General features: G+C 59.1%; 18 protein-coding genes. 14 read left to right on the forward strand and 4 right to left on the reverse strand.

The genetic code is table 11. The annotated features are described in order from the left end of the window. Window positions 1-209: 209 nt before the first annotated feature. Entirely contained in the window at window positions 210-1,037 is an 828-nt protein-coding gene (locus PPP56_RS13050) for a protein phosphatase 2C domain-containing protein (protein ID WP_353564491.1), read from the reverse strand. A 950-nt stretch (window positions 1,038-1,987) separates the two neighbouring features. Between PPP56_RS13050 and polA the strand changes: the two genes are divergently transcribed. From polA to PPP56_RS13065, 3 genes are all read left to right on the forward strand, one after another. Continuing rightward, a complete protein-coding gene (gene polA / locus PPP56_RS13055; protein ID WP_353564492.1) occupies window positions 1,988-4,765 on the forward strand; it encodes a DNA polymerase I in 2,778 nt (925 codons plus the stop codon). Window positions 4,766-4,925: 160 nt separating this feature from the next. Then, complete coding sequence (locus PPP56_RS13060) at window positions 4,926-6,236, forward strand: M16 family metallopeptidase (RefSeq protein WP_353564493.1); 1,311 nt, start codon at window positions 4,926-4,928, stop codon at window positions 6,234-6,236. Between the two features lie 93 nt (window positions 6,237-6,329). After that, on the forward strand, window positions 6,330-7,625 hold the full coding sequence (locus tag PPP56_RS13065; protein ID WP_353564494.1) for a M16 family metallopeptidase: 1,296 nt from the start codon (window positions 6,330-6,332) through the stop codon (window positions 7,623-7,625). Window positions 7,626-7,687: 62 nt separating this feature from the next. On the opposite strand, the gene ggt is transcribed toward PPP56_RS13065, so the two are convergent. From ggt to PPP56_RS13080, 3 genes are read right to left on the reverse strand one after another with little or no spacing between them, the layout of a single operon-like run. After that, window positions 7,688-9,442 carry a gamma-glutamyltransferase gene (ggt, locus tag PPP56_RS13070; protein ID WP_353564495.1) on the reverse strand — a complete coding sequence of 585 codons (1,755 nt, stop codon included), beginning with the start codon at window positions 9,440-9,442 and terminating at the stop codon, window positions 7,688-7,690. Between the two features lie 37 nt (window positions 9,443-9,479). Then, window positions 9,480-10,136, reverse strand: a complete 657-nt coding sequence (locus PPP56_RS13075; RefSeq protein WP_353564496.1) for a PspC domain-containing protein — start codon at window positions 10,134-10,136, stop codon at window positions 9,480-9,482. Between the two features lie 46 nt (window positions 10,137-10,182). Continuing rightward, window positions 10,183-10,794: a 5-formyltetrahydrofolate cyclo-ligase gene (locus tag PPP56_RS13080; protein WP_353564497.1), complete on the reverse strand. Its 612-nt coding sequence runs from the start codon at window positions 10,792-10,794 to the stop codon at window positions 10,183-10,185. A 266-nt stretch (window positions 10,795-11,060) separates the two neighbouring features. On the opposite strand from PPP56_RS13080, the gene PPP56_RS13085 reads away from it, so the two are divergent. The 11 genes from PPP56_RS13085 (at window position 11,061) to PPP56_RS13135 (ending at window position 20,495) form a co-directional block, all read left to right on the forward strand. Beyond that, entirely contained in the window at window positions 11,061-11,381 is a 321-nt protein-coding gene (locus tag PPP56_RS13085; protein WP_353564508.1) for a carboxymuconolactone decarboxylase family protein, read from the forward strand. A 114-nt stretch (window positions 11,382-11,495) separates the two neighbouring features. Next, complete coding sequence (ffh, locus tag PPP56_RS13090; protein WP_353564498.1) at window positions 11,496-12,878, forward strand: signal recognition particle protein; 1,383 nt, start codon at window positions 11,496-11,498, stop codon at window positions 12,876-12,878. A 150-nt stretch (window positions 12,879-13,028) separates the two neighbouring features. Continuing rightward, window positions 13,029-13,712, forward strand: coding sequence for a 30S ribosomal protein S16 (gene rpsP / locus PPP56_RS13095; RefSeq protein WP_353564499.1), 684 nt, complete (start codon window positions 13,029-13,031; stop codon window positions 13,710-13,712). Next, window positions 13,705-14,307 carry a ribosome maturation factor RimM gene (gene rimM, locus PPP56_RS13100; protein WP_353564500.1) on the forward strand — a complete coding sequence of 201 codons (603 nt, stop codon included), beginning with the start codon at window positions 13,705-13,707 and terminating at the stop codon, window positions 14,305-14,307. The genes rpsP and rimM overlap by 8 nt, the downstream gene beginning before the upstream one ends. Before the next feature lie 60 nt (window positions 14,308-14,367). Then, a complete protein-coding gene (gene trmD / locus PPP56_RS13105; protein WP_353564501.1) occupies window positions 14,368-15,081 on the forward strand; it encodes a tRNA (guanosine(37)-N1)-methyltransferase TrmD in 714 nt (237 codons plus the stop codon). Window positions 15,082-15,189: 108 nt separating this feature from the next. Next, window positions 15,190-15,543: a 50S ribosomal protein L19 gene (gene rplS / locus PPP56_RS13110; protein WP_353564502.1), complete on the forward strand. Its 354-nt coding sequence runs from the start codon at window positions 15,190-15,192 to the stop codon at window positions 15,541-15,543. 92 nt (window positions 15,544-15,635) lie between these two features. Then, on the forward strand, window positions 15,636-16,514 hold the full coding sequence (locus PPP56_RS13115; RefSeq protein ID WP_353564503.1) for an MqnA/MqnD/SBP family protein: 879 nt from the start codon (window positions 15,636-15,638) through the stop codon (window positions 16,512-16,514). Window positions 16,515-16,660: 146 nt separating this feature from the next. Beyond that, a complete protein-coding gene (gene smpB / locus PPP56_RS13120) occupies window positions 16,661-17,125 on the forward strand; it encodes an SsrA-binding protein SmpB (protein WP_353564504.1) in 465 nt (154 codons plus the stop codon). A gap of 53 nt (window positions 17,126-17,178) precedes the next feature. After that, a complete protein-coding gene (gene tyrS / locus PPP56_RS13125) occupies window positions 17,179-18,402 on the forward strand; it encodes a tyrosine--tRNA ligase (protein WP_353564505.1) in 1,224 nt (407 codons plus the stop codon). Between the two features lie 119 nt (window positions 18,403-18,521). Then, window positions 18,522-19,553, forward strand: coding sequence for a DUF2157 domain-containing protein (locus PPP56_RS13130; RefSeq protein WP_353564506.1), 1,032 nt, complete (start codon window positions 18,522-18,524; stop codon window positions 19,551-19,553). A gap of 558 nt (window positions 19,554-20,111) precedes the next feature. Further along, complete coding sequence (locus tag PPP56_RS13135) at window positions 20,112-20,495, forward strand: roadblock/LC7 domain-containing protein (RefSeq protein ID WP_353564507.1); 384 nt, start codon at window positions 20,112-20,114, stop codon at window positions 20,493-20,495. Window positions 20,496-20,768 lie beyond the last annotated feature (273 nt).

A 20,768-nucleotide genomic window follows, 5' to 3' on the forward strand; every position in this document is an offset into this window, starting at 1 on the left:
CGCCTCAAAGGTGCGTTCCTACTCCGGTTTGCTTGTTCATGTCTTCGGACGGCTTACTGCTGCCGTGCTCATCCTCGCGCTCAACCCCTGATTCGCATAGTACGTAGGCTGGTAAACGTGAGTGCATGGTGGTCAGGTTAGGCAGTGCGCCAAAAAGGTAGAGCATATTTCTTGTGGTGGGCGCGGGGTACTGGTACTACGTGCTAAGGTCATGCCATTTCTTCGGCAGGAGGGAACGCATAGGTGCGTACGCGGCCCAGATTTCGAGAAATCGTACCGGCCTCGGCCATCACAACGGAGATATTATCGGTAGATCCAGCGTGGTAGGCAAGCGAAACCAGCGACTCGGCGGCAGTTTGCAGGTTCTCGGTACCTATCATGTAAGAGGCAAACATCTGCTCCTGGTTATCCATTTTGTCGACGATAAGCCCATCAGAACATAGCAAGAACCCATCGCCCTCTGAAAGTTCGAAGTAGGGAGACTCAGTTGGGAAAAAGTCGGGGCTGTCGTTGCCACCGTCCAGCGTCTTGTTGATAATATGTCCATACTGCCGCACAAACTTGGGGTCAAGCTCGTCGGTGTTGGCCTGCTTGCGAAACTCCTCAAGGTAGGAATGGTCTGTCGTCACCTGGCGCATTTGGCCCTTATGAAGATAATAGACCCGGCTGTCGCCCATATTTCCAACAACGAAACGGTCCTGAAAGCCCAATACACACGTTAAGGTAGTTCCCATGCCTTGGAGGCTGGGCTCCTCATCAATAACGGAGCGGATGGCCTCCTGCGCTTCTTCGTACACGTCAGAAAGGATTTCTTTCAGATCCTCAGGGGCTGTCTGATACTGAAACCGCTCCTCCAGATACGTCTGGATACGTTCCAGAACGGACTGGCTTGCAATTTGGCCACCTGCTGTCCCTCCCATTCCATCAGCCACTGCAAGAAAGAAGGCGTCTGGATGCGGGTAGAGCTGTAGAATGTCGTCCTGGTTGACTTCGCGACGTCCAGGATACGTGGTGCCGTGAGCAGAGATCGGGAGCATTATGTGCAGAGAGAGTCTTCAGCAACTATCAAGTAAGGTGTAGGCTATGTCGTACGGAGACCGGTGCATGCACATGCGCGTCATCACAAAGTGTTAAGCATGCATCGCCCGAAAGGGCATCGTACATAATGGCGGCGTTTGTAAGGTGCACAAAAACCGTGCATGAGAACTATCTTCAAAAGGGCTGTCTGTAAAATACCATGCACACAAGTTGGCAGGTGTCCGTCGTGCGTCAGTCGGTACACAAAAGCCAGATACACAAACAGGGTGTCGTACAAGGCCCAGTCTCAGATGAGGTCGGATGCAGAAGATACAGAGCAGAAGCAGCATTACAGAGGCGGCATCGCCCACCATCAGCAACTCGAACGATACCCTGCTTCGGGATAATAAACAATCTGGGCACCACACAAAATAAAAAGAACAGCTAATGCACACCGGAGCACGTGCTACCGTGCTATTTCTGCATTATTTACATACGCCATCGCGGTAAACAAAAGCGTGGAAGCTGCGAAATCCGCATCTTGCATAAGCACATTCAAAAGTGTACGCAATAGAGAGCCAATGGGCAAGCGCAGTTGGGTCAGATCTTCTTATAAACGTACAGATGGTATGCAGAGGATGTAATAATGTGCCACCCTGTAGCGGATTCGCACGGAAGTAGAACAAAGCAGGGGCATAGAAATGCTTGATACACCAGAATAAGCATACCATAACAAGAAAGAAAAAAGGAAATCATTGCCGGATGGCATCTGAAAAGAATGTGCTGATAAACGTCCGGCCGAACACCCTGCAAAAGATACCCTGCAAAAGAAAGACAGGCATGCTTCCCTCCGCGATTACGTTACGGCGCGGTACAATTGCCGTCTGAACCGCGCGGATGTCCAAGCATACACGCTGTGCAACTATCATAGCTTCGCGGAATCCCACTCAAGCCCCGTATCGTCCGCTCCATGAACGACAACACGACCCTGTATCTGATTGATGCAATGGCCCTTGCCTACCGGGCCCATTACATCTTCATCAAACGCCCCCTCATCAACTCGAAGGGTGAAAACACTTCAGCCGCATACGGCTTCACCAACTCGCTGCTCAAGCTCATCAGCGAACATAAAATGGAGCACATCGCCGTCGTGTTTGATGTGCCCAGCCAAGACGGTACGTTCCGCGAAGATATCTACGAAGACTACAAAGCGCACCGCGACCCGCCGCCCGACGAGCTGCTCGAAAACTTGCCGCGGATTAAGGCTATCGTTCGCGCGATGGATATTCCCGTTGCCGAGGTGGAAGGCGTAGAGGCCGACGATGTAATCGGGACGCTTGCCCGCGACGCCGAGCAAGACGGTGCGAACGTCGTCATCGTGTCGCCCGACAAGGATTTCAAGCAGCTCCTGTCGCCTGCTATCTCGATGTATAAGCCGGCGCGGGGCGATCAAGACTTCGAGCACATTACGGCGGAGAGCTTCCGCGAAGATATGGGGCTCGACCCGTCGCAGTTCGTCGACATGCTGGCGCTCTGGGGCGACTCGTCCGACAACGTACCGGGCGTACCACTTATCGGAGAAAAAACGTCGCAGAAGCTCCTGCGTGAATATCCCGACGTGGAAGCGGTCATTGCACACGCCGACGAGGTGGGGGGAAAGCGTGGCCAGAACCTTAAAGAGTTCGCCGATCAGGCCCGCATGAGTCGTAAGCTCGTACAGATCAAGACCGACGTCGACTTCGGGCTCGACTGGCACCAGCTGCGCCAGGCCAATCCAGACATGAATGAGCTGCGGCGTCTTTTTGAAGTGTTCGAGTTTGAGTCGCTTCTCGACCGCGTGGACCTGAACGGAGACGGCAAAGAGGCATCCGCACCCAGCAGCGACACGCCCGACGACCGGGGCGACGCCCTCTCGTTCGACTTTGGCCCCTACGAAGCGGTGAAGGAGCTCGATCCCGACACGGTTACCTACGGCTTTATTCAGCACCGCCAGGAGCTTGAGGCGTTCGCGGAGACGCTGGCCGAGCACGACCGCTATGCGTTTGATACCGAAACCACCTCGACCGATTCGATGATCGCGTCGCTGGTAGGGATGTCCTTCGCCTGGACGCCGCACGAAGCCACCTACGTGCCCACCCCGCTACCCGACGGCACGTCCACGCAAGAGGTGCTCAACGTGCTGCGCCCGGTCCTTGAGCAGCATAGCACGATTATCGGACACAACCTTAAGTACGACCTGGTCGTGATGCGTCGCCACGGGGTCGATGTGCAGGGCGATCTCTTCGACACGATGATCGCACACTACCTGCTGCATCCCGAACAGGGGCAGAGCCTGAACGATGTGGCGCGTTCGCTCCTGAACTACAAGATGGAGCCGATCGAGAACCTGATCGGTTCGGGCCGCTCGCAGGTTACAATGCGCGATGTTGATGTTGCGGATGCAGCGCGCTATGCCTGCGAAGACGCCGACATCAGCTTACAGCTTACCGGTCCGCTCGAAGAGTCGCTTCGCAAGATTGACCTGTGGCCAATCGCCACCGAGATGGAGTTTCCGCTTGTGCGGGTACTCGCCGAGATGGAGCATACGGGCATCCGCGTCGACACCGACGTACTCGATGCTATCTCAGAGCGTCTTGCCGACGAGCTCGATGAGATCAGCAGCCAGATTTACGAACTGGCGGGCACCGAATTCAACATCAACTCGACCCAGCAGCTTGGCGAGGTGCTGTTTGAAAAGCTCGACCTACCGGTTATCACCAAAACCTCGACCGGGCGGCCCTCTACCAAAGAGAGCGTGCTCGAAGAGCTCTCTACGCAGCACGACCTGCCCGGACTCGTGCTTGACTGGCGCAAGACCTACAAGCTGAAGAGCACCTACCTTGATAGCCTCGGCGAACTGGTGCATCCGGAAACGCAGCGCATCCATACGAGCTTCAACCAGGCGCGAACGGCCACGGGGCGCCTCTCGTCGTCGGATCCGAACCTGCAGAACATTCCGATTCGCACACCCGTCGGACGCGAAATCCGCAAGGCGTTTGTGCCGCGCGAGGGCTGGCAGCTCATGGCAGCCGACTATGCGCAGATCGAGCTGCGCATCCTGGCGTCGATGAGTGGCGACGAGGCCATGCAAGAGACCTTCCGCGACGGAGGCGACATTCACACCGACGCTGCGGCCCGCGTTTACGGCATCGATCCCGACGACGTGACACGCGATCAGCGGCGCAAGGCCAAAGAGGTCAACTACGGCATTCCGTATGGCGTGTCGCCATGGGGGCTGGCGCAGCGCCTTCGCACTTCCGTCGAAGAGGCCCAGGAGCTGATCGACCAGTATCGCAAGTCCTATCCAGGGGTCGCCTCTCTCCTGAACCAGCTCGTCGAGAAGGCGCGCGACAAGGGCTACGCTGAGACGCTACGCGGACGCCGGCGCCCGATCCCGGATCTTACGGCCAGCAACTCCAATCGCCGCAGTGCTGCTGAGCGTATTGCCGTAAACATGCCCATTCAGGGCACCCAGGCGGATATGATCAAGATCGCCATGAACCGCGTTGATGAGCGCATCCGGCAGGGTGAGCTCGAAAGCAATATGCTGCTTCAGGTGCACGATGAGCTCGTCTTCGACATTGCCCCCGGCGAAGAGGAGGCCATGACTACGCTCGTTGAGACCGAGATGAAGGCTGCGCTTCCGCTCGATGGCGTCCCGGTTGCTGTTGACATTGCACTTGGCGATAACTGGCTGGAGGCGCACTGATTCTCTGCTCTTTTTCTGCTCCGTGAAGGTCTTTTGCGCATCCGCCAGAACCACGCACGGTCGTGTACTTTTGGGGATACGCCGCACCGGCGCCCGGAACGCCAAGCTTCCCCCACTCGTGCAGCACAATCGTTCTTGTCCACTCACGACCCGATTTCGTATGAGTACCGCTGTTTCGCCATCGCCCGTCTCGGTAGACGGCTTCTCGTTTGTGCAGGAATCCGGCGGCATCCAGCAGTATGAGCTGGAGGCTAACGGACTGCAAGTTCTGCTGTATCCGATTGATGCTGCGCCGGTTACGAGCGTTATGATCACCTACCACGTGGGGAGTCGTAACGAGCAGACCGGACACACCGGCGCCACGCATATGCTGGAGCACCTGATGTTTAAAGGCACCGACCGCTTCCACAAGGAGCACGGCACCTCGATCTTTGACGTGCTGCAGCGCGTGGGGGCGGAGGTCAACGCCTCTACCTGGACCGACCGCACCAATTATTATGAGATGCTGCCGCGCGAGCATGTGGGTATGGCGCTCGATATTGAGGCCGACCGGATGCGCAACGCGCGCCTGGCTCCCGACGATGTGGAGTCGGAGCGGACGGTCATCTTGAACGAGTTCGATCGCGGGCAGAACGAGCCCACGCGGCGGCTCTTCGATGCGGTGTGGAGCGCAGCATACGTAGCGCATCCGTACCACCACCCCACCATCGGCTGGCGCAGCGACATCGAGACGATGCAGCCTGAGGACCTGCGCCACTTCTACGACACGTTCTACTGGCCCAATAACGCCACGCTGAGCCTCATCGGGTCGGTCGATGTGGAGGCCGATCTGCAGGCGGTGGCCGAGCACTTTGGCACCATCGACGCAGCTCCGCACGACATTCCGGAGGTAACCACCCGCGAGCCCGAGCAGCGCGGGCAGCGCCGCGTGAACGTGCACCAGGACGGCGAACTCGGGGCGATCTTGTCAAGCTATAAGGTGCCGCACGGACGCTCGGAAGCAGCCGACGCGCTCGACGTGCTGGCGCGCATCCTGGCATCGGGCAAAAGCAGCCGCCTCTACCGCCGGTGCACCGACAAGGAGCTCACCACCGACGTGTTCGCGTTCAACTTTCGGATGCGCGACCCCAGCCTCTTCTCGCTGTTTGCCTTTCTTACGCCGTCGTCGACGCACGACGATGTGGAGGCTGCACTTGAAGAGGAGATCGAGCGCATCCAACAAGAAGGCGTGACTGAGGATGAGGTGGCACGTGCGCAGCGCCAGCTGGTCGCTAAAGAAGCCTACGGGCGCGACGGGCCGTATCGCATCGCGTCGCAGCTCAACGAGGCCATCGCGGTGGGCGACTGGACGCTCTACACCGAGTATCTCGACCGCATCCGCGCGGTGACGCCCGATGCCGTGCAGCAGGTGGCCCAGGCGCATCTGCACACCACCCAGAACACCATTGGCTGGTACGTGCCGGAGGCGTAGCACGGCAACAGCCCTATCGGTGATAGCTCGACGGCGACGCGCCGGGAGACTGCCGACTTTTTCATTTTGACTTGCTCTATCTGCTCTACCTGTATGGACCGCTCAACGCTTTCGTATGCCGATCGTGTGCATGACCGCCCGGTCGGGCCGTGTCGTTTGCTTACTCTGGAAATGCCAGTTAGCGGCTTTGTGTCGTGGCGCGGCTCGTTCCGCACCCATCCTGAACTGGGAGCCCACGACGATCTGGTGCAACGTCTGATGGTGGGCATGCTCGACAAAGGCACGGCCACGCACGACCGATTTGAGCTGGCTGCGCTGCTGGAAGAGTGCGGCGCGCAGCTCTCGCTATCGAGCGACGGGCTGTACGTGGACGTGTCGGGGCAGGCGCTCACAGATGATCTCCCCACGGTGCTTAGCGCGGGAGCTGACATGCTGCAGCGTTCGTCGTTTCCTGAAGATGAGTATCCGAAGGTGCAGGCTCAGGCGCTGGCTGATGTGCAGCGCTCGATGCAGAACACCTCATCGCATGCGTCGCGGGCACTCATGCAGCGGCTTTTCTCGGTTGACCATCCAAACTACAGTCGCCCGTTTGAGGATGAGCTGCAGGGCCTGCAGCAGGTTACCCGTGAGCAGGCGCAGGCGTACCACCAGGACCACGTTACGCCGCACGCCTTCACGCTGGTCGTAGCTGGCGACCTGTCTCACGACGCCGTTGAGTCGGCCGTCCGCGATGCGTTTGGCGCCTGGAGCGGCACGGCACCGGCTCCGACGCATGCCACTGAGGCCACCGCCTGCGCGCCGGGCACAGCGACCGTGCCGATGGCCGATCGCGACAACATCGACGTGCGCATGGGGCACGCGCTCACCATGCGCCGCGACGATGACGATTACCTGCCCCTCTACCTGGGGAACTACATTCTGGGCGGTAACTTCTCCGCGCGCCTGATGGCGACGGTCCGCGATGAGCTCGGCCTCACCTACGGCATCCGGTCGGGGCTCTCGGGTATTAGCACCGAGTACGACGGCAGCTGGACGATCGGCGTGACGCTAAGCAGCGAGGCACTTCAGCACGGGCTCGACGCTACGCGCCAGGTCGTCCGCGACTTTGTGGAGGGCGGGGTCACCGAGGAGGAGCTCGACGCCAAGAAGACGACTATCACCGGCTCCTACAAAGTGGGCCTGGCCACGACCAAGCGCGTTGCGCAGTCGCTCTTGACCAATGCCGAACGCGGCTTTCCGGTGAGCTACCTCGACGAGTTCCCCGAGCGCATCCGCGCCGTTACGCTCAATGAGGTCAACAACGCCATCCAGACGCACCTCGACCCCGACGCGCTGCATACGGCGATGGCCGGGAGCGTTCCAGAGGAGGCGGAAGAAGCCGCGGCATAGGTCTGTGATCAGAGTTAATAGCGTTTCCATGACGCCTTACACTCAGATCAGATCAAGTACCTCTACAGCCCCACCGCCACCCCGTCCAGACGGGGATCGGCGCTGCCATGATAGGTCGCCGTGCCATCGTCATCATACTGGATGTGCACGCCGTGCGCCCGTCCCCAGCGGCTGCGCACGTTGAGCGGCCAGCCGCGGGCTTCCAGGTTCTCTTGCACGTCCTGCGGAAAGCCGTGGCGCTCCAGCCAGACCGCCTCCGGGCGCCACTGGTGGTGAAAGCGCGGGGCCGTGATGGCTTGCTCGATATCCATCTCGTGGTCAATCACGTTCATGATCACCTGAAACACCGTCGTGATGATCGTGGACCCGCCCGGCGAGCCGATGACAAGCTGCAAGCGCCCGTCGGGGTCTTCCACGATGGTGGGCGTCATCGAGGAGAGCATCCGCTTGTTCGGGGCCACCGCATTGCGTTCGGATCCGAGCAGTCCAAACTGGTTGGGCACACCTGGCTTCAGGCTGAAGTCATCCATCTCGTTGTTCAGGAAAAACCCGGCGCCATCCACCACGACCTTCGAGCCGTACGCGCTGTTAATCGTCGTCGTCACGCTCACGGCCTGTCCGTCGGCATCCACGACCGAGTAGTGCGTGGTCTCCATCGACTCAGCGCCCGCGGGCATGCCGTGCGACACCGAATCGCTCGGGGTGATGCGGTTGGGATCGACATCTGACATCCGGGCGTGCATAAACGCCGGATCCAGGAGTCCGTCAATGGGCATATCCACAAAGTCAGGGTCGCCCATCCACTCGGCGCGGTCGGCATACACGCGGCGCATGGCCTCGCCCAGTGCATGGATGGTGGCGCTGGCGTTGAGCCCGTATTCGGCCACGTCGTGGTCTTCGGCTGCGTTTAGCAGCTGCGCCAGGGCAACGCCGCCGGAAGACGGCGGTCCCATCGACAGGACGCGGTGGTTACGGTAGGTGGATACGACCGGTTCGCGCTCAACTGAGGTGTACGAGGCCAGATCGTCATGCGTAATGAGCCCATCGCCGCGCTGCATCTCAGCGACGATAAGATCGGCAGTCGGCCCCTCGTAAAAGCCGCTGCGTCCGTTCTCGCGGATGCGAATGAGCACATTTGCCAGATCGGGCTGGCGCAGGATCTGCCCCGGTTCGTAGCGTCCGCCATGATCGGAATCATCTCCAAAATAGCGGCGCGTGCTGTCGAACGCATTGAAGTCATCTCGGGCGCGGTTGAGGGCCTGCGCTTGCGTCGGGAGCACCTCGAATCCGTTGATGGCCAGGTCGATGGCGGGCGCCAGCACGGCCTCGCGGGAGAGCGTGCCGTACTCCTTTAGGGCGTGCAGCAGACCGTCCACGGTGCCAGGCACGCCCGAGGCGAGGTGGCCGCGGCGGCTCCGTTCAGGCACCGCGTTGCCTTGCGCATCCAGGTAGACATCGGGTGTAGCGGCGGCGGGCGCGGTTTCGCGGTGGTCGATGGTGAGCGCGGTGCCGTCGGGCTGGCGCAGCACCAGAAAGCCGCCCCCACCGAGATTGCCGGCCCGGGGAAAGACGACCGCGAGTGCAAACCCGACAGCTACCGAGGCGTCTACGGCGTTACCACCCTGCGCGAGCATCTGCCGTCCGGCCTCGGCGGCTGCCGGATGGGCGGCGACAACCATTCCACGCTCCCCGTATTCCGGGGTTATAGCCGGTACGGGTGGGGCATTAACTGGTGCAGCAGAGACGGTGCCGACAAGCAGTACGCAGCTTACGCAGATGAGGAGCGCACGGGCGGAGCGGTGTACGGTAGCAGGCATGCGGTCGGGAAGGACTAAGCACAGGAAGCAGAGCGGATTACGTGTCGTCTGGACCGGGCATAATGTAGGCAAGACCAAAGTACACAAACAACAGGCTGCCGCTTGAAACGAAGAGCCCGATCAGAAAGGCCGCGCGTACCAGAGTGACATCAAGCCCGAAGTACTCCCCAAGCCCAGAACAGACGCCAAGCAGTTTCTTATCGCTGGATCGACGTAGGCCGCGCTCTTTGTCTCCTGACGCCTCTTGCTCGGCGTCGAGCGCTGCCCGCGCTTCGCGAATCTTTTCCTGCAGTCTGCGATCAAGCTCCTCGTCTGAGGGCGCTTTGCCGGAAGAGCGCGATGTGTCGGGTTCGGCGTTTTTCTTGCGTTGGCCGCTAAAGACCCCGAATCCAATAATAGCGGCCATAAACGCAACGAGTCCGGCTCCGATCTGTGGGCTGAGGAACGAGAGCGTGGTAAACTCGGCGACGAGAAAGAGCGTGAGCACCAGCATCATACCGATGCCCGTGGCCATGGCAATCCGGCCAAACCGGTTGGATGCCGATTTGGGAGAAGCGGAGAACAGCGTGTCGAGTTCATCTTCACTGATCTCGTTGAGCTCGGCGTCGCTAAGTCGGTCAAAGGGAGCTTCGGGCGAGCGCTCGCGAGGATCGCGAGAAGAAGACCCGGAGCGAGGGCGTTCGCGGGTAGCCATAGGATTTTTGTCGGTAGACCGTTGGGAGGGTGAGCGAGCAGTGACGTTAGCGTGCGGACGAGGAGGCACGGGACCTGGAGAGCGGGGTCACGGTGGTGGTTTCGGTGATAACGTATGTTGCGGGCACGTCGTGGAGGGCAGTGGGTATATCATTGACCATGCAGGCATCGAAGGAAAGCGCGATGGTAGTACAGTCAAGGTCGCCGAGAAAGCGGTCGTAGAACCCCGACCCATGTCCAATACGGTGCCCATGCTGATCTACACCAAACGCGGGCACAATGATAACGTCGAGGTCAGCAGGGAGGATACGCTCGCCATGCACCGGCTCGTGGAGTCCCCACCGGTTGGCTTCGAGCGCGTCGGTGCCAGAGAACAGGCGGGCTTCCATGGCGGGGTTACCTGCTTCAAAGCGAGTTACAACGGGCAGGGCGACCGTCATGCCCGCAGCTACGCAGGCGCCGATGAGCGGGCGCGTGTCTACTTCACCGCGCTCTACGTGAGGCCAGTACGCCATTAGTGTACCGGCGTTTTGCACAGCAGGGTGTTGCTTCGTACGGGCACAGATGCGGCGGCTCCGGCTATTGTGCTCGGACGTAGAGAGCGCCCGCCGGTAGGCATCAAACTGCTGGCGGAGTATGTCTTTCGGGGATGAGGGCATTGTATTCAGATCGCAATTTCACGGGCCCCATTAAACGTCGCAGCTAAATACTTTGTTACGAGTATACTTCAACACGCACAAATCCGAAATGCTTTATGCCTGATTCTACTGCCTCGCCTGCCGGTGATGCCCACGCAGCGCCCCATGATACATCTGAAAAGAGTGTATCTGAAAAGAATATATCTGCGAAGGATGCATCTGAAACCGTCCCTTCGGACCGCAGCGATTCAGATCGCATTGATGCATTCAACGCCCACCGGGAGCGCATGAACGAGCGCATTCTTGACGAGGGCGACCATCTGGGCATCAAACGATTCTTTCGCCTTGACGGAGCGGCCTACGACGACGGCGCGCTCCCGGGCGATACGAAAGAGCTTCTGGGGTTGGTGGCGTCGGCTGTGCTTCGCTGTAACGACTGCATTGATTACCACCTGCAGCAGTGCGTAGAGGCTGGCTGGTCGGACGACGAGCTCATGGATGCGCTCAACGTAGCGCTTGTTGTGGGCGGGTCGATTGTAATCCCCCATCTGCGTCATGCGGTGGAAACGATTGATTTACTGCGTAGTCGTGAACAAGCAGGCGAATAGTGCATTCTTATCCGATGCTTGCAATACTGGAGCAGCTGACTGCTGTGCCGTGCCACGGCGCACACAAGGCGGCTCTACCGGCCTGCAACCTGTGTCTCAGCCTGCGACCTGCTTATGTTTGAGAGTCTTTCCGACAAATTAGATAGCGCCCTGAAGTCCGTTACCGGACAGGGGCGTATCAACGAGCTAAACATCGCCGAGACGATGCGCGAGATTCGTCGTGCATTGCTCAACGCGGATGTCAATTACAAGGTAGCGCGCGACATCACGAACCGCGTCAAAGAAAAGGCGACCGGTGAGGAGGTGTTGCAGTCCGTGACCCCCGGCGAGCAGCTCACCAAGATTGTGTACGATGAGCTCACGCGCGTCTTGGGCGGCGAGCATGAAAGCATCGAGATGGCCGACCACCCGCCCACGGTTATTCTTGTGGCCGGACTTCAAGGGTCGGGCAAGACCACATTTGTGGCCAAGCTTGCCCGCCACCTGCGCTCGAAAGGACACGCGCCGCTTCTGGCTGCAGCCGACGTATACCGTCCGGCGGCTGTCGACCAGCTGCGTACGCTGGCCGATCAGGTCGGCGTGCCGGTCTACTCCGTCGAAGAAGACGGCGAGATCGTGCAAGATGCTGTGCGTGTAGCCGACGAGGCCGTTGCGCACGCCAGGCAGAAAGCGCGCGATGTCGTTATCATCGATACGGCGGGCCGCATGCACGTCGACGAGAAGATGATGCGCGAGGTTGCCGACATTAAGTCGACGGTTGAACCCAACGAGATCTTGTTTGTGGTCGACAGTATGACCGGGCAAGATGCGGTGAATACCGCCAAAGAGTTCAACGAGCAGCTCGACTTCGACGGCGTAGTGCTTACAAAGCTCGACGGCGACACCCGGGGCGGCGCTGCGCTATCGATCCGCACCGTGGTGGAGAAGCCCATCAAGTTTGCCTCCACCGGCGAGAAGCTCGACGCGCTCTCCGAGTTTTACCCCGATCGCATGGCCCAGCGCATTCTGGGCATGGGCGACGTGGTGTCGTTTGTGGAGCGCGCGCAAGAGCAATACGATGAAGAGCAGGCCGAGAAGCTGAAGCAGAAGATCAAGTCGGAAGACTTTGACCTGCAAGACTTCTATGACCAGCTGCAGCGGATTCAGAACATGGGGTCGATTAAAGACCTCATTGGCATGATTCCGGGTGTGGGTTCACAGATGAAAGACCTGGACCTCGACGAGGATGCGTTCAAGCATATCGAGGCTATGATCCTTTCGATGACGCCTGAGGAACGAGCCAACCCGCAGATCCTTAATGGTACGCGGCGCCGGCGCATCGCGCGCGGCAGTGGCATGCAGGTGCGCGACGTGAACCAGCTGATCAAACAGTTCCGTGACATGAAGAAGATGATGAAGACCATGTCGAAGTTTACGGGCCAGGGCCGATCAGCAAGCATGAAAAAGCTCATGGGACGACTCGGAGGCGGCGGAGGAAAAAATCCCTTCCACGGCTGACCGCCCCGGTTAATCACGCCCTGAAACACTGCGTCCTGGCTCAACGCCAACGCGTCTGCTAATGCGTCTACCGATGTGCCTGTGCAACGCACCTGCGCATCCCCTTACTCCACTATACGTTACTCTTACGACCAAAAACCAACCTAACCTGTGTCAGTCAAACTCCGCATGCGCCGAATGGGGCGCAAGAAGATTCCTGTGTTCTCTATCGTAGCGACCGACTCGCGCAACGCCCGCGACGGACGGTATATTGAAGATCTGGGCCGCTACTACCCGCTTGAACAGCCTGCGACCGTTCAGGTCGACGAAGAGCGCGTGCTCTACTGGCTTGAGAACGGAGCGCAGCCCAGCGATACGGTGCGCAGCCTCATCAGTAAGCGAGGCCTCATGCTGCACCACCACCTGAAGAAGAAGGGCAAGTCGCCTGAAGAGATCGCTGAAGCTGTCGATGCGCATATCCAGCGCCTCGAAGAAAAAGGCGAAGACGTTAAGATGACCGCCGAAATGCGCCGGGCCCAGGCCCTCGAAGAAGAGCGCCAGCGTGCCGCGGAGCTCGAAGAGGAGCGCCGCAAAGCCGAAGAGGAACGTCGCAAGGCTGAAGAAGAAGCGAAGGCAAAGGCAGAAGCCGAAGCCAAGGCCAAAGCCGAGGCAGAGGCCGCTGAAGAAGCCGCCGCTGAAGAAGCTGACGACGAAAGCGCCGAAGCAGTTGCAGACGCCGAAGCTGCAGACACCGATGCCGACGAAGCGCCCGAAGCAGGCGATGAAGCATCGGGCGATGAAGCATCTGACGGAGACGCCGCTGACAAGAGCGACGACGAGAAAAAAGATGCGTAATGCAGCCGGCGCCAGTGACCATACCGCCAGCGAAGATGCTGCCCCTACGCTTGTGCAGGTAGGGCGCATCGGCAAGCCGCATAGCCTCGATGGCACCGTAAAGGTCATCCCTACAACGGATGCCCCCGAGCGCTTCGCGGCGTTCCGCACGGTGTACATAGGACGCTCTCCGGAGCAAGCTGCGGCCCACGCAGTCGATGACGTGCGATTCCAGCCGCATAAGAAAGGCACTACGGTGCTACTCACGCTGGAGGCCGTCGCCGACCGCACGGCCGCCGAGGCGTTGCGTCGACTTGCGGTCTATGTGCCCGAAGAGGCCTTTGTGCTTGACGACGAAGAGCACTTCGTGCACGACCTGGTTGGATGGGCGGTCTGCCTCAACGAAGGCACGCCTGTCGGCACGCTTAAAGCCATCATGCCCCTGCCCGGCCCCGACGTGCTCGTCATTGAGAGGGAAAACGGCACAGAGGCCATGGTGCCCTTTGTAGAGGACTTTGTGCCTCGCATTGATTCAGATGCACAACGCATCTACATTGAGCCGATTGAAGGGCTGCTGGATGCGGACGCCGCAGATGAAGTACCGCCTGCTCCGTAGCACATGATCTGCACCACACGCGCCTGCTGTGCCCCTGCACGGGTTACCTGACCACCTGCCATGCCTGCTATGCACATTGACATCATTGCCGCGATTCCGGACCTTGTCCGCGAGCCGCTGCAGCACAGCATTGTAGGGCGGGCACAAGAGGCCGGGCATGTCACGATTGAGGTGCACGACCTGCGCGACTACGCGACCGACAAGCACCGCCAGATCGACGACTACCCGTTCGGAGGCGGTGCCGGCATGGTTCTCAAACCTGAACCGCTCGTGCGATGCATCGAAGCGTGCCAGTCCGAGGCCCCTGCCGATGCGGTGGTCTATCTGACTCCTGATGGCGAACCCCTAAAGCAGCCGCGCGTCAACCAGATGTCGATGCATGATCATGTTATCATGGTCGCCGGGCACTACAAGGGCATCGACCAGCGCGTGCGCGACCATTACGTAACCCACGAAATATCGATCGGCGATTACGTGCTCAGTGGGGGGGAGCTGCCTGCCCTGGTTCTGGTGGATGCGCTCGTGCGGCTCTTGCCCGGAGTACTGGGCGACGCGTCGTCGGCACTCACCGACTCATTCCAGGATGGGCTGTTGGATGCGCCTGCCTATACCCGCCCGGCGGTCTTTCGCGGACACAGGGTCCCCGACGTGTTACGCTCGGGAAACCATGCGCGCATCGATGAATGGCGCGATACCCAGCGTATCGAAAAGACCCGTACACGGCGTCCAGATTTGCTGGATAACGAGTTGGGTGATGAGTTAGAGGATGAGTAGCGCCGCTTCATAGTTGCAACATATATTTACAACACGATCTTCCGTAGCACGGGATGCGTGCGCATCCCGCTGTTTTGTATCGTTTAACCTTTTAAAGCAAAGTATACCATGGCAACAAATTTGATTGATATCGTCGAAGCAACGCAGCTCAAAGACGACGTTCCGTCGTTCGACCCGGGGGCCACGGTGGTTGTGCACCTGCGTGTGGTTGAAGGCGACAAGGAACGCATCCAGAAATATGAGGGTGTCGTGCTGCAGAAGCGAGGCAGCGGCTCGAACCAGACCTTTACGGTGCGTAAAAACTCTGGGGGCGTGGGCGTAGAGCGTATCTTTCCGATGCACTCGCCCCGCATCGCACAGATTGATGTGAAACGCCAGGGTCACGTGCGCCGTGCCCGCCTCAACTACCTGCGCGATCGCACCGGTAAGTCGGCCCGCCTCCGCGAACGCCGCACCAGCTAAGCCGGATCAGCTAAGCCGGATCAGCCCCGGTGCAGCGTCCTCGTGCATGTGCTCTTTTTGCGTGTGCTCTTTCTTTGCAACAGCTACAGCGTATGCCTACCCGCATCGCCATCTGGGATCGTCCACCTGCACAGGTGCTCGCCACCAGCCTGCAGGAGCAAGATGCCTCGTTTGCTATTGAGCGCCACGCACCCGAGGTGTGTACTGCGCTTGCCATGAAGGGCAAGGTAGATGTGGCTCTGGTGCCAACCTACCTTGCTCTGCAAGGACACGACGGGTTTGATGCTATTCCGGGCATCGGGCTCTCGTCGTGGCAGTATCCGTTTGCACGGCTGGTATGGAAAGACGGACTGTCGTCGTTTCCTGAGACCGTAGCGTATCCGCGTACGCATGTGACCGAGCGCTTCGTTGCGCGTGTCATCTTGCATGAGCATTACGGCGTTGATCCGTCGTTTACGCCGGTAGACACCGACGACCCCGCTTCGCTTCACCAGTCCAGTGCTGATGCCGGGCTCCTCGTGGGGCCGCAGGGGGCCGCCTACGACGCGGGCGAGGCGTTCACGATGGATCTGGGGCGCGAGTGGTACGAACTCACCAACTACCCGATGGTGTGGGGGCTCTTCGTGACCAAGCGCGGCGAGGCCACCACGTCGCTTGTTGAGGCGCTCATGGCTGCCGGCAAGCAGGCGACTGAGCGTCGCGACGACTGGATCGCCAGCGCAGCCCCGCCTCAGCACCTGCGCGAGTTTTACACCGAAGACCTGCGCACGGGCATCGGACGCCTGGAACGGGCCAGCCTCACCGATTTTCGGACCTACCTGTTCTACTATAACGTGTCGGACGAAATTCCGGATATGCCCTTTGTGTCGGAAGATCCTGACGCGGCAGCCTCTGAAGATGCCGACGATGCTGACATGCAAGATGCCAACGGCGCATCCGATGCCTCGTCGCCCCTCACAGGCGTGTCGTAGCTTGGTACAGCGGCGGAGCAGGTAGCGATACGGGGATAGTACAGGAAGGATATCGAGGCGCCGTCCGATCCGGATCATATCGGGTTTCCCACGACTCCGCAGCGTTCAAGCGCTCACTTGTCTTTCAACAACTCTTTCTGGTTCTTATGAGCAGCGGTGTAAAAACGGTAGAGCGCAATAAAAAGGCGCGCCACGAGTACTTTATCGAAGACACGCTGGAGGCAGGTGTTGTGCTCACCGGCTCTGAGGTGAAGTCTGTCAAAGACGGCAAGGTGAGCCTTGATGGCACGTACTGTTCGCTCGACCGCAAAGGCGAGATGCTCATGCACGGCGCGTACATCAAGCCGTACAAACAAGCAAGCCACTTTAACCATGAGCCGCGCCGCTCCCGAAAGCTCCTTTTGAAGCAGCGCGAGCTGGAAAAGTGGGCCGATGCTGCATCAAAGAAAGGCTACACGATCGTCCCGCTCGAAGTGTACGTCCGCGACGGCTGGGTCAAGGTCAAGATCGGTCTCGCCAAAGGCAAAGATGTGCGCGACAAGCGGCAAACCGTGAAGGAACGCGAGTCGGAGCGTAAACTGCGCGACGTAAAACACGCCTTTAATCGATAGCGGCAGCTACGATATTCCCTGAGTCCTTTTCATCCATATAGCAACGGCTCCGTATGAGCTTTCCTCCTGTAGATGACCAACTGGCCGTGCTGATGCGCGGCGTAGCCGACCTCGTGCCCGAAGACGAGCTCCGCAAGAAACTGGAGCACTCGCGGAAGACAGATACGCCGCTTCGCGTAAAGCTGGGCTGCGACCCGAGCCGCCCCGATCTGCACCTGGGGCACACGGTCGTGCTGCGCAAGCTGCGTCAGTTTCAAGATCTGGGGCACCAGGCGGTGCTCATCGTTGGCGACTTTACTGGCATGATTGGCGACCCCACAGGCCGTTCCAAAACACGCCCGGCGCTCACGCTCAAAGAGACGCGCGAGCACGGCAAATCGTACTTCGAGCAGGCTTCGAAAGTCCTCGATCCCGAACAGACCGAGATCCGCTACAACTCCGAGTGGCTCGACGAGATGTCGTTTAGCGAAGTGATTGAGCTCTCGGCTCAGTTCACGGTGGCGCGCATGCTGGAGCGCGAAGACTTCAAGACGCGCTACGAAGTGGGCAAGCCGATCAGCGTGCATGAGTTTCTGTACCCGTTGGCACAGGCCCAGGACTCGGTCGAGATCCGGTCGGATGTGGAGCTTGGAGGCACGGACCAGCGCTTCAACCTGCTTGTTGGGCGGCATATCCAGCAGGCTGAGGGGCAGGACCCACAGGTATGCCTGATGGTGCCGCTGCTCGAAGGCACCGACGGCCACGAGAAAATGTCGAAGTCGCTCGATAACGCCATCGGGATCACCGAAGCGCCCGAAGAGATGTACGGAAAGGTGATGTCGGTGCCCGACGAACTCATCTACCGCTACACGGAACTCATTACAGACACACCGCTCGATGAGCTGCCTGCCGTGAAAGAGCGCGCCGACGAAAACCCGCGTGATGCGAAGCACGAGCTGGCACACACCATTGTTCGCATGTACCACGATGAGGACGCTGCCGAAGCCGCACGTGCTTACTTTGAGAAGACTGTTGTGCAGGGCGCTACGCCCGACGATATCGAGACCTTCGTGCCAGAGACGGCCAACGGTGAAATCGGGCTGCTCAACCTGATGACCAATGCAGGACTTACCGACTCGAACAGCGAAGCCCGCCGCCTTATCAAGCAAGGGGCTGTTACCATCGACGATGCAACAGTGCAGGACTGGCGCCACGCCGTCGACGTACAGAACGACCTGCCGTTTGTACTGCAGGTCGGCAAGCGCCGCTACGCCCGTATTGAACGTCCTGGTGCGTAGCAGGTGCGCTACGCATCCCCCGGTTACTGTACCTGCTGTTTGACGCTGTCTGATAGCCCAGCTGGCCCGTTGAGGTGCCGCTGGGCTGTCTCTATTCTGAGGGCTTTTATACTTCTGTTATGAACCGTTCCACCGACTGGCTCAACGCTGCCGCCCGCGAAGGCATTATCACAGACGAGCAGGCTTCCGCGCTGCGTGCGTTTGCAAACGACCATCAGACAGATGGAGAGAGCGACCCGTCGGGGCCCGCGGAACGAGACTCCCAGTCAGAAGGCGCCCACCTGCTGTACTATATAGGCGGGCTCATTGCCATCGGAGCCATGACGGTGTTCATGACGCTGGGCTGGGAGCAGTTTGGGGGAGGTGCGCTGTCAGGCATCGCGTTCATCTATGCCGTGGGGGGGCTCTGGGCCACAGAGCGCCTCTACCAGAGCCGCCTGCACACCCCTGCCGGGCTCTTAGCAGCATTTGTCGTTGTGCTAACGCCGATCGCCGTATACGGTATTCAGCTGGAGCTCGGCATGTGGCCGGAAGACGAGACGTACCGGACGTGGCTTACCGGGTTTGACGGGCGGGGGCTCATGTTGCAGTCGGCAACGCTGATTGTGGGAGGCGTGCTACTTGCACGCTACCGACTTCCGTTTCTGACCATGCCGCTCGTCGTCGTGGCATGGTACATCATGATGAATCTGACGCCTTACTTCGCATCGGGCGATGTGCCGTCTGATACGCTCTATCGGAGCGTAGCCATTGGCGCAGGAGCGTTGCTGCTCGTGCTCGCTCTGTGGATAGACCGCCAGCGATACGAACGCGATTTTGCATTCTGGCTGTACACGGTAGGGGCACTGTCGATGTGGGGGAGCCTCACCATCACAGCCATCGCAACGGATTGGGCTTTGCTCTGGTATGCGGCGGCGAGCGTGGTATTCATGGTCGCAGGTGTATCTGTACAGCGGCGCGTGTTTACCATTCTCGGCGCGTTAGGTCTTGCTGGCTATCTCTTCTATCTTGCACGCGACATCTTCCGTGACAGCATCTGGTTTCCGTTTGCACTGACGTTCATTGGTCTCAGCATCGTCGCTTTCGGCGTATGGTGGCAGCGCAACGAGCAGGCAATCTACCAACACATCCAGAAGTGGCTCCCCATGTAGGCCAGAGCTGAACGTGCTCTGCGCTGACAGTTACTGGGGGATGCGTAGCGTACACATCCATAGCCGGCTTTCGTGAAATAGCAGGGGCATCCTTCTAAGAATCGTCTTATTTGCATCCGTGTAACTTTTCTACCCACGTTTGCGCGTGCATAGGGTATGAGCTGAGGGGATGAACCGCATGTGCCGGAGTGCCATGCGACACGCATCCACCTACGCTAACGGCTTTTCTATAGAAAGCATTTTAGGAGAGCGCAAAGGTGTGTATCAGCGTACCAGGCGCTCCACGAAGGCGCAGGACAGTGAAAGATGCAGAACGGTACAGGTAGTGCAGCTGACAGGAAAGCGTAAGCAAGCCCACATATGCCGAAATCAAGCGAATGTATTTCCTCTGTTTCCTCCTTATAGACGCAAACGCGGCTTGCTTTTTGTGTATATCGTAACTGATGCAACAAACTTGTCTTGTGAGGCGGAGGCACGGTCACGGTCCTATGATCAGGCTGACCTGTATGTGTCTTTTGCGCTGTTGCTGACGGCTCTTTATTCCAAAAAATTACTGATATGGATACTTCTGAGGAACTACAATCTATTTTGCGTGAGCTGGATGATTCGTTGACAGGTCAGATTGAGGGCAGCCTCATCGCTTCTGCTGACGGATTTCTGGTAGCCCACACGTTAAGCGACGCCGAAGATGCCGAGCGCATTGCTGCTATGGTTGCAACAACGATGGGTGTAAGCCGCCGCATGGCTGCTACGTTGGATGCGGGCGATCTGAATGAAACGTCCATCTCCGCATCGAAGCGCCTCGTGCAGCTCTATCTTGTTGGCGATCGCGGGGCACTTGCGGTCGTTGCAGAGTCAGGGTCTAACATTGCGCTCATTAACATCAAAGCACGTGAGCAGGTTGGGGCTGCCAAAAAAGCACTTAAAGTGGCAGTTGCATAGCACCAGTTGTATGGCTGTACGGCAACGTGTCTTTTTGTAGGCAGCCTGCCTATGTAGCTGCGATTCGCAGCTGTGCTTTGTGGCTATACCTATACTACGTAGCTATACTGTGTAGAGCTATACTGCGTAGCACGCGACCTCTACGATCGTAGTCAAACGGGCTCCTTTATCACTCATGCGAATCAGGGGTTGAGCGCGAGGATGAGCACGGCAGCAGTAAGCCGTCCGAAGACATGAACAAGCAAACCGGAGTAGGAACGCACCTTTGAGGCG

It is taken from the genome of Longimonas sp. (assembly GCF_040409695.1).
Taxonomy (GTDB): Bacteria; Bacteroidota; Rhodothermia; order Rhodothermales; family Salinibacteraceae; genus Longimonas.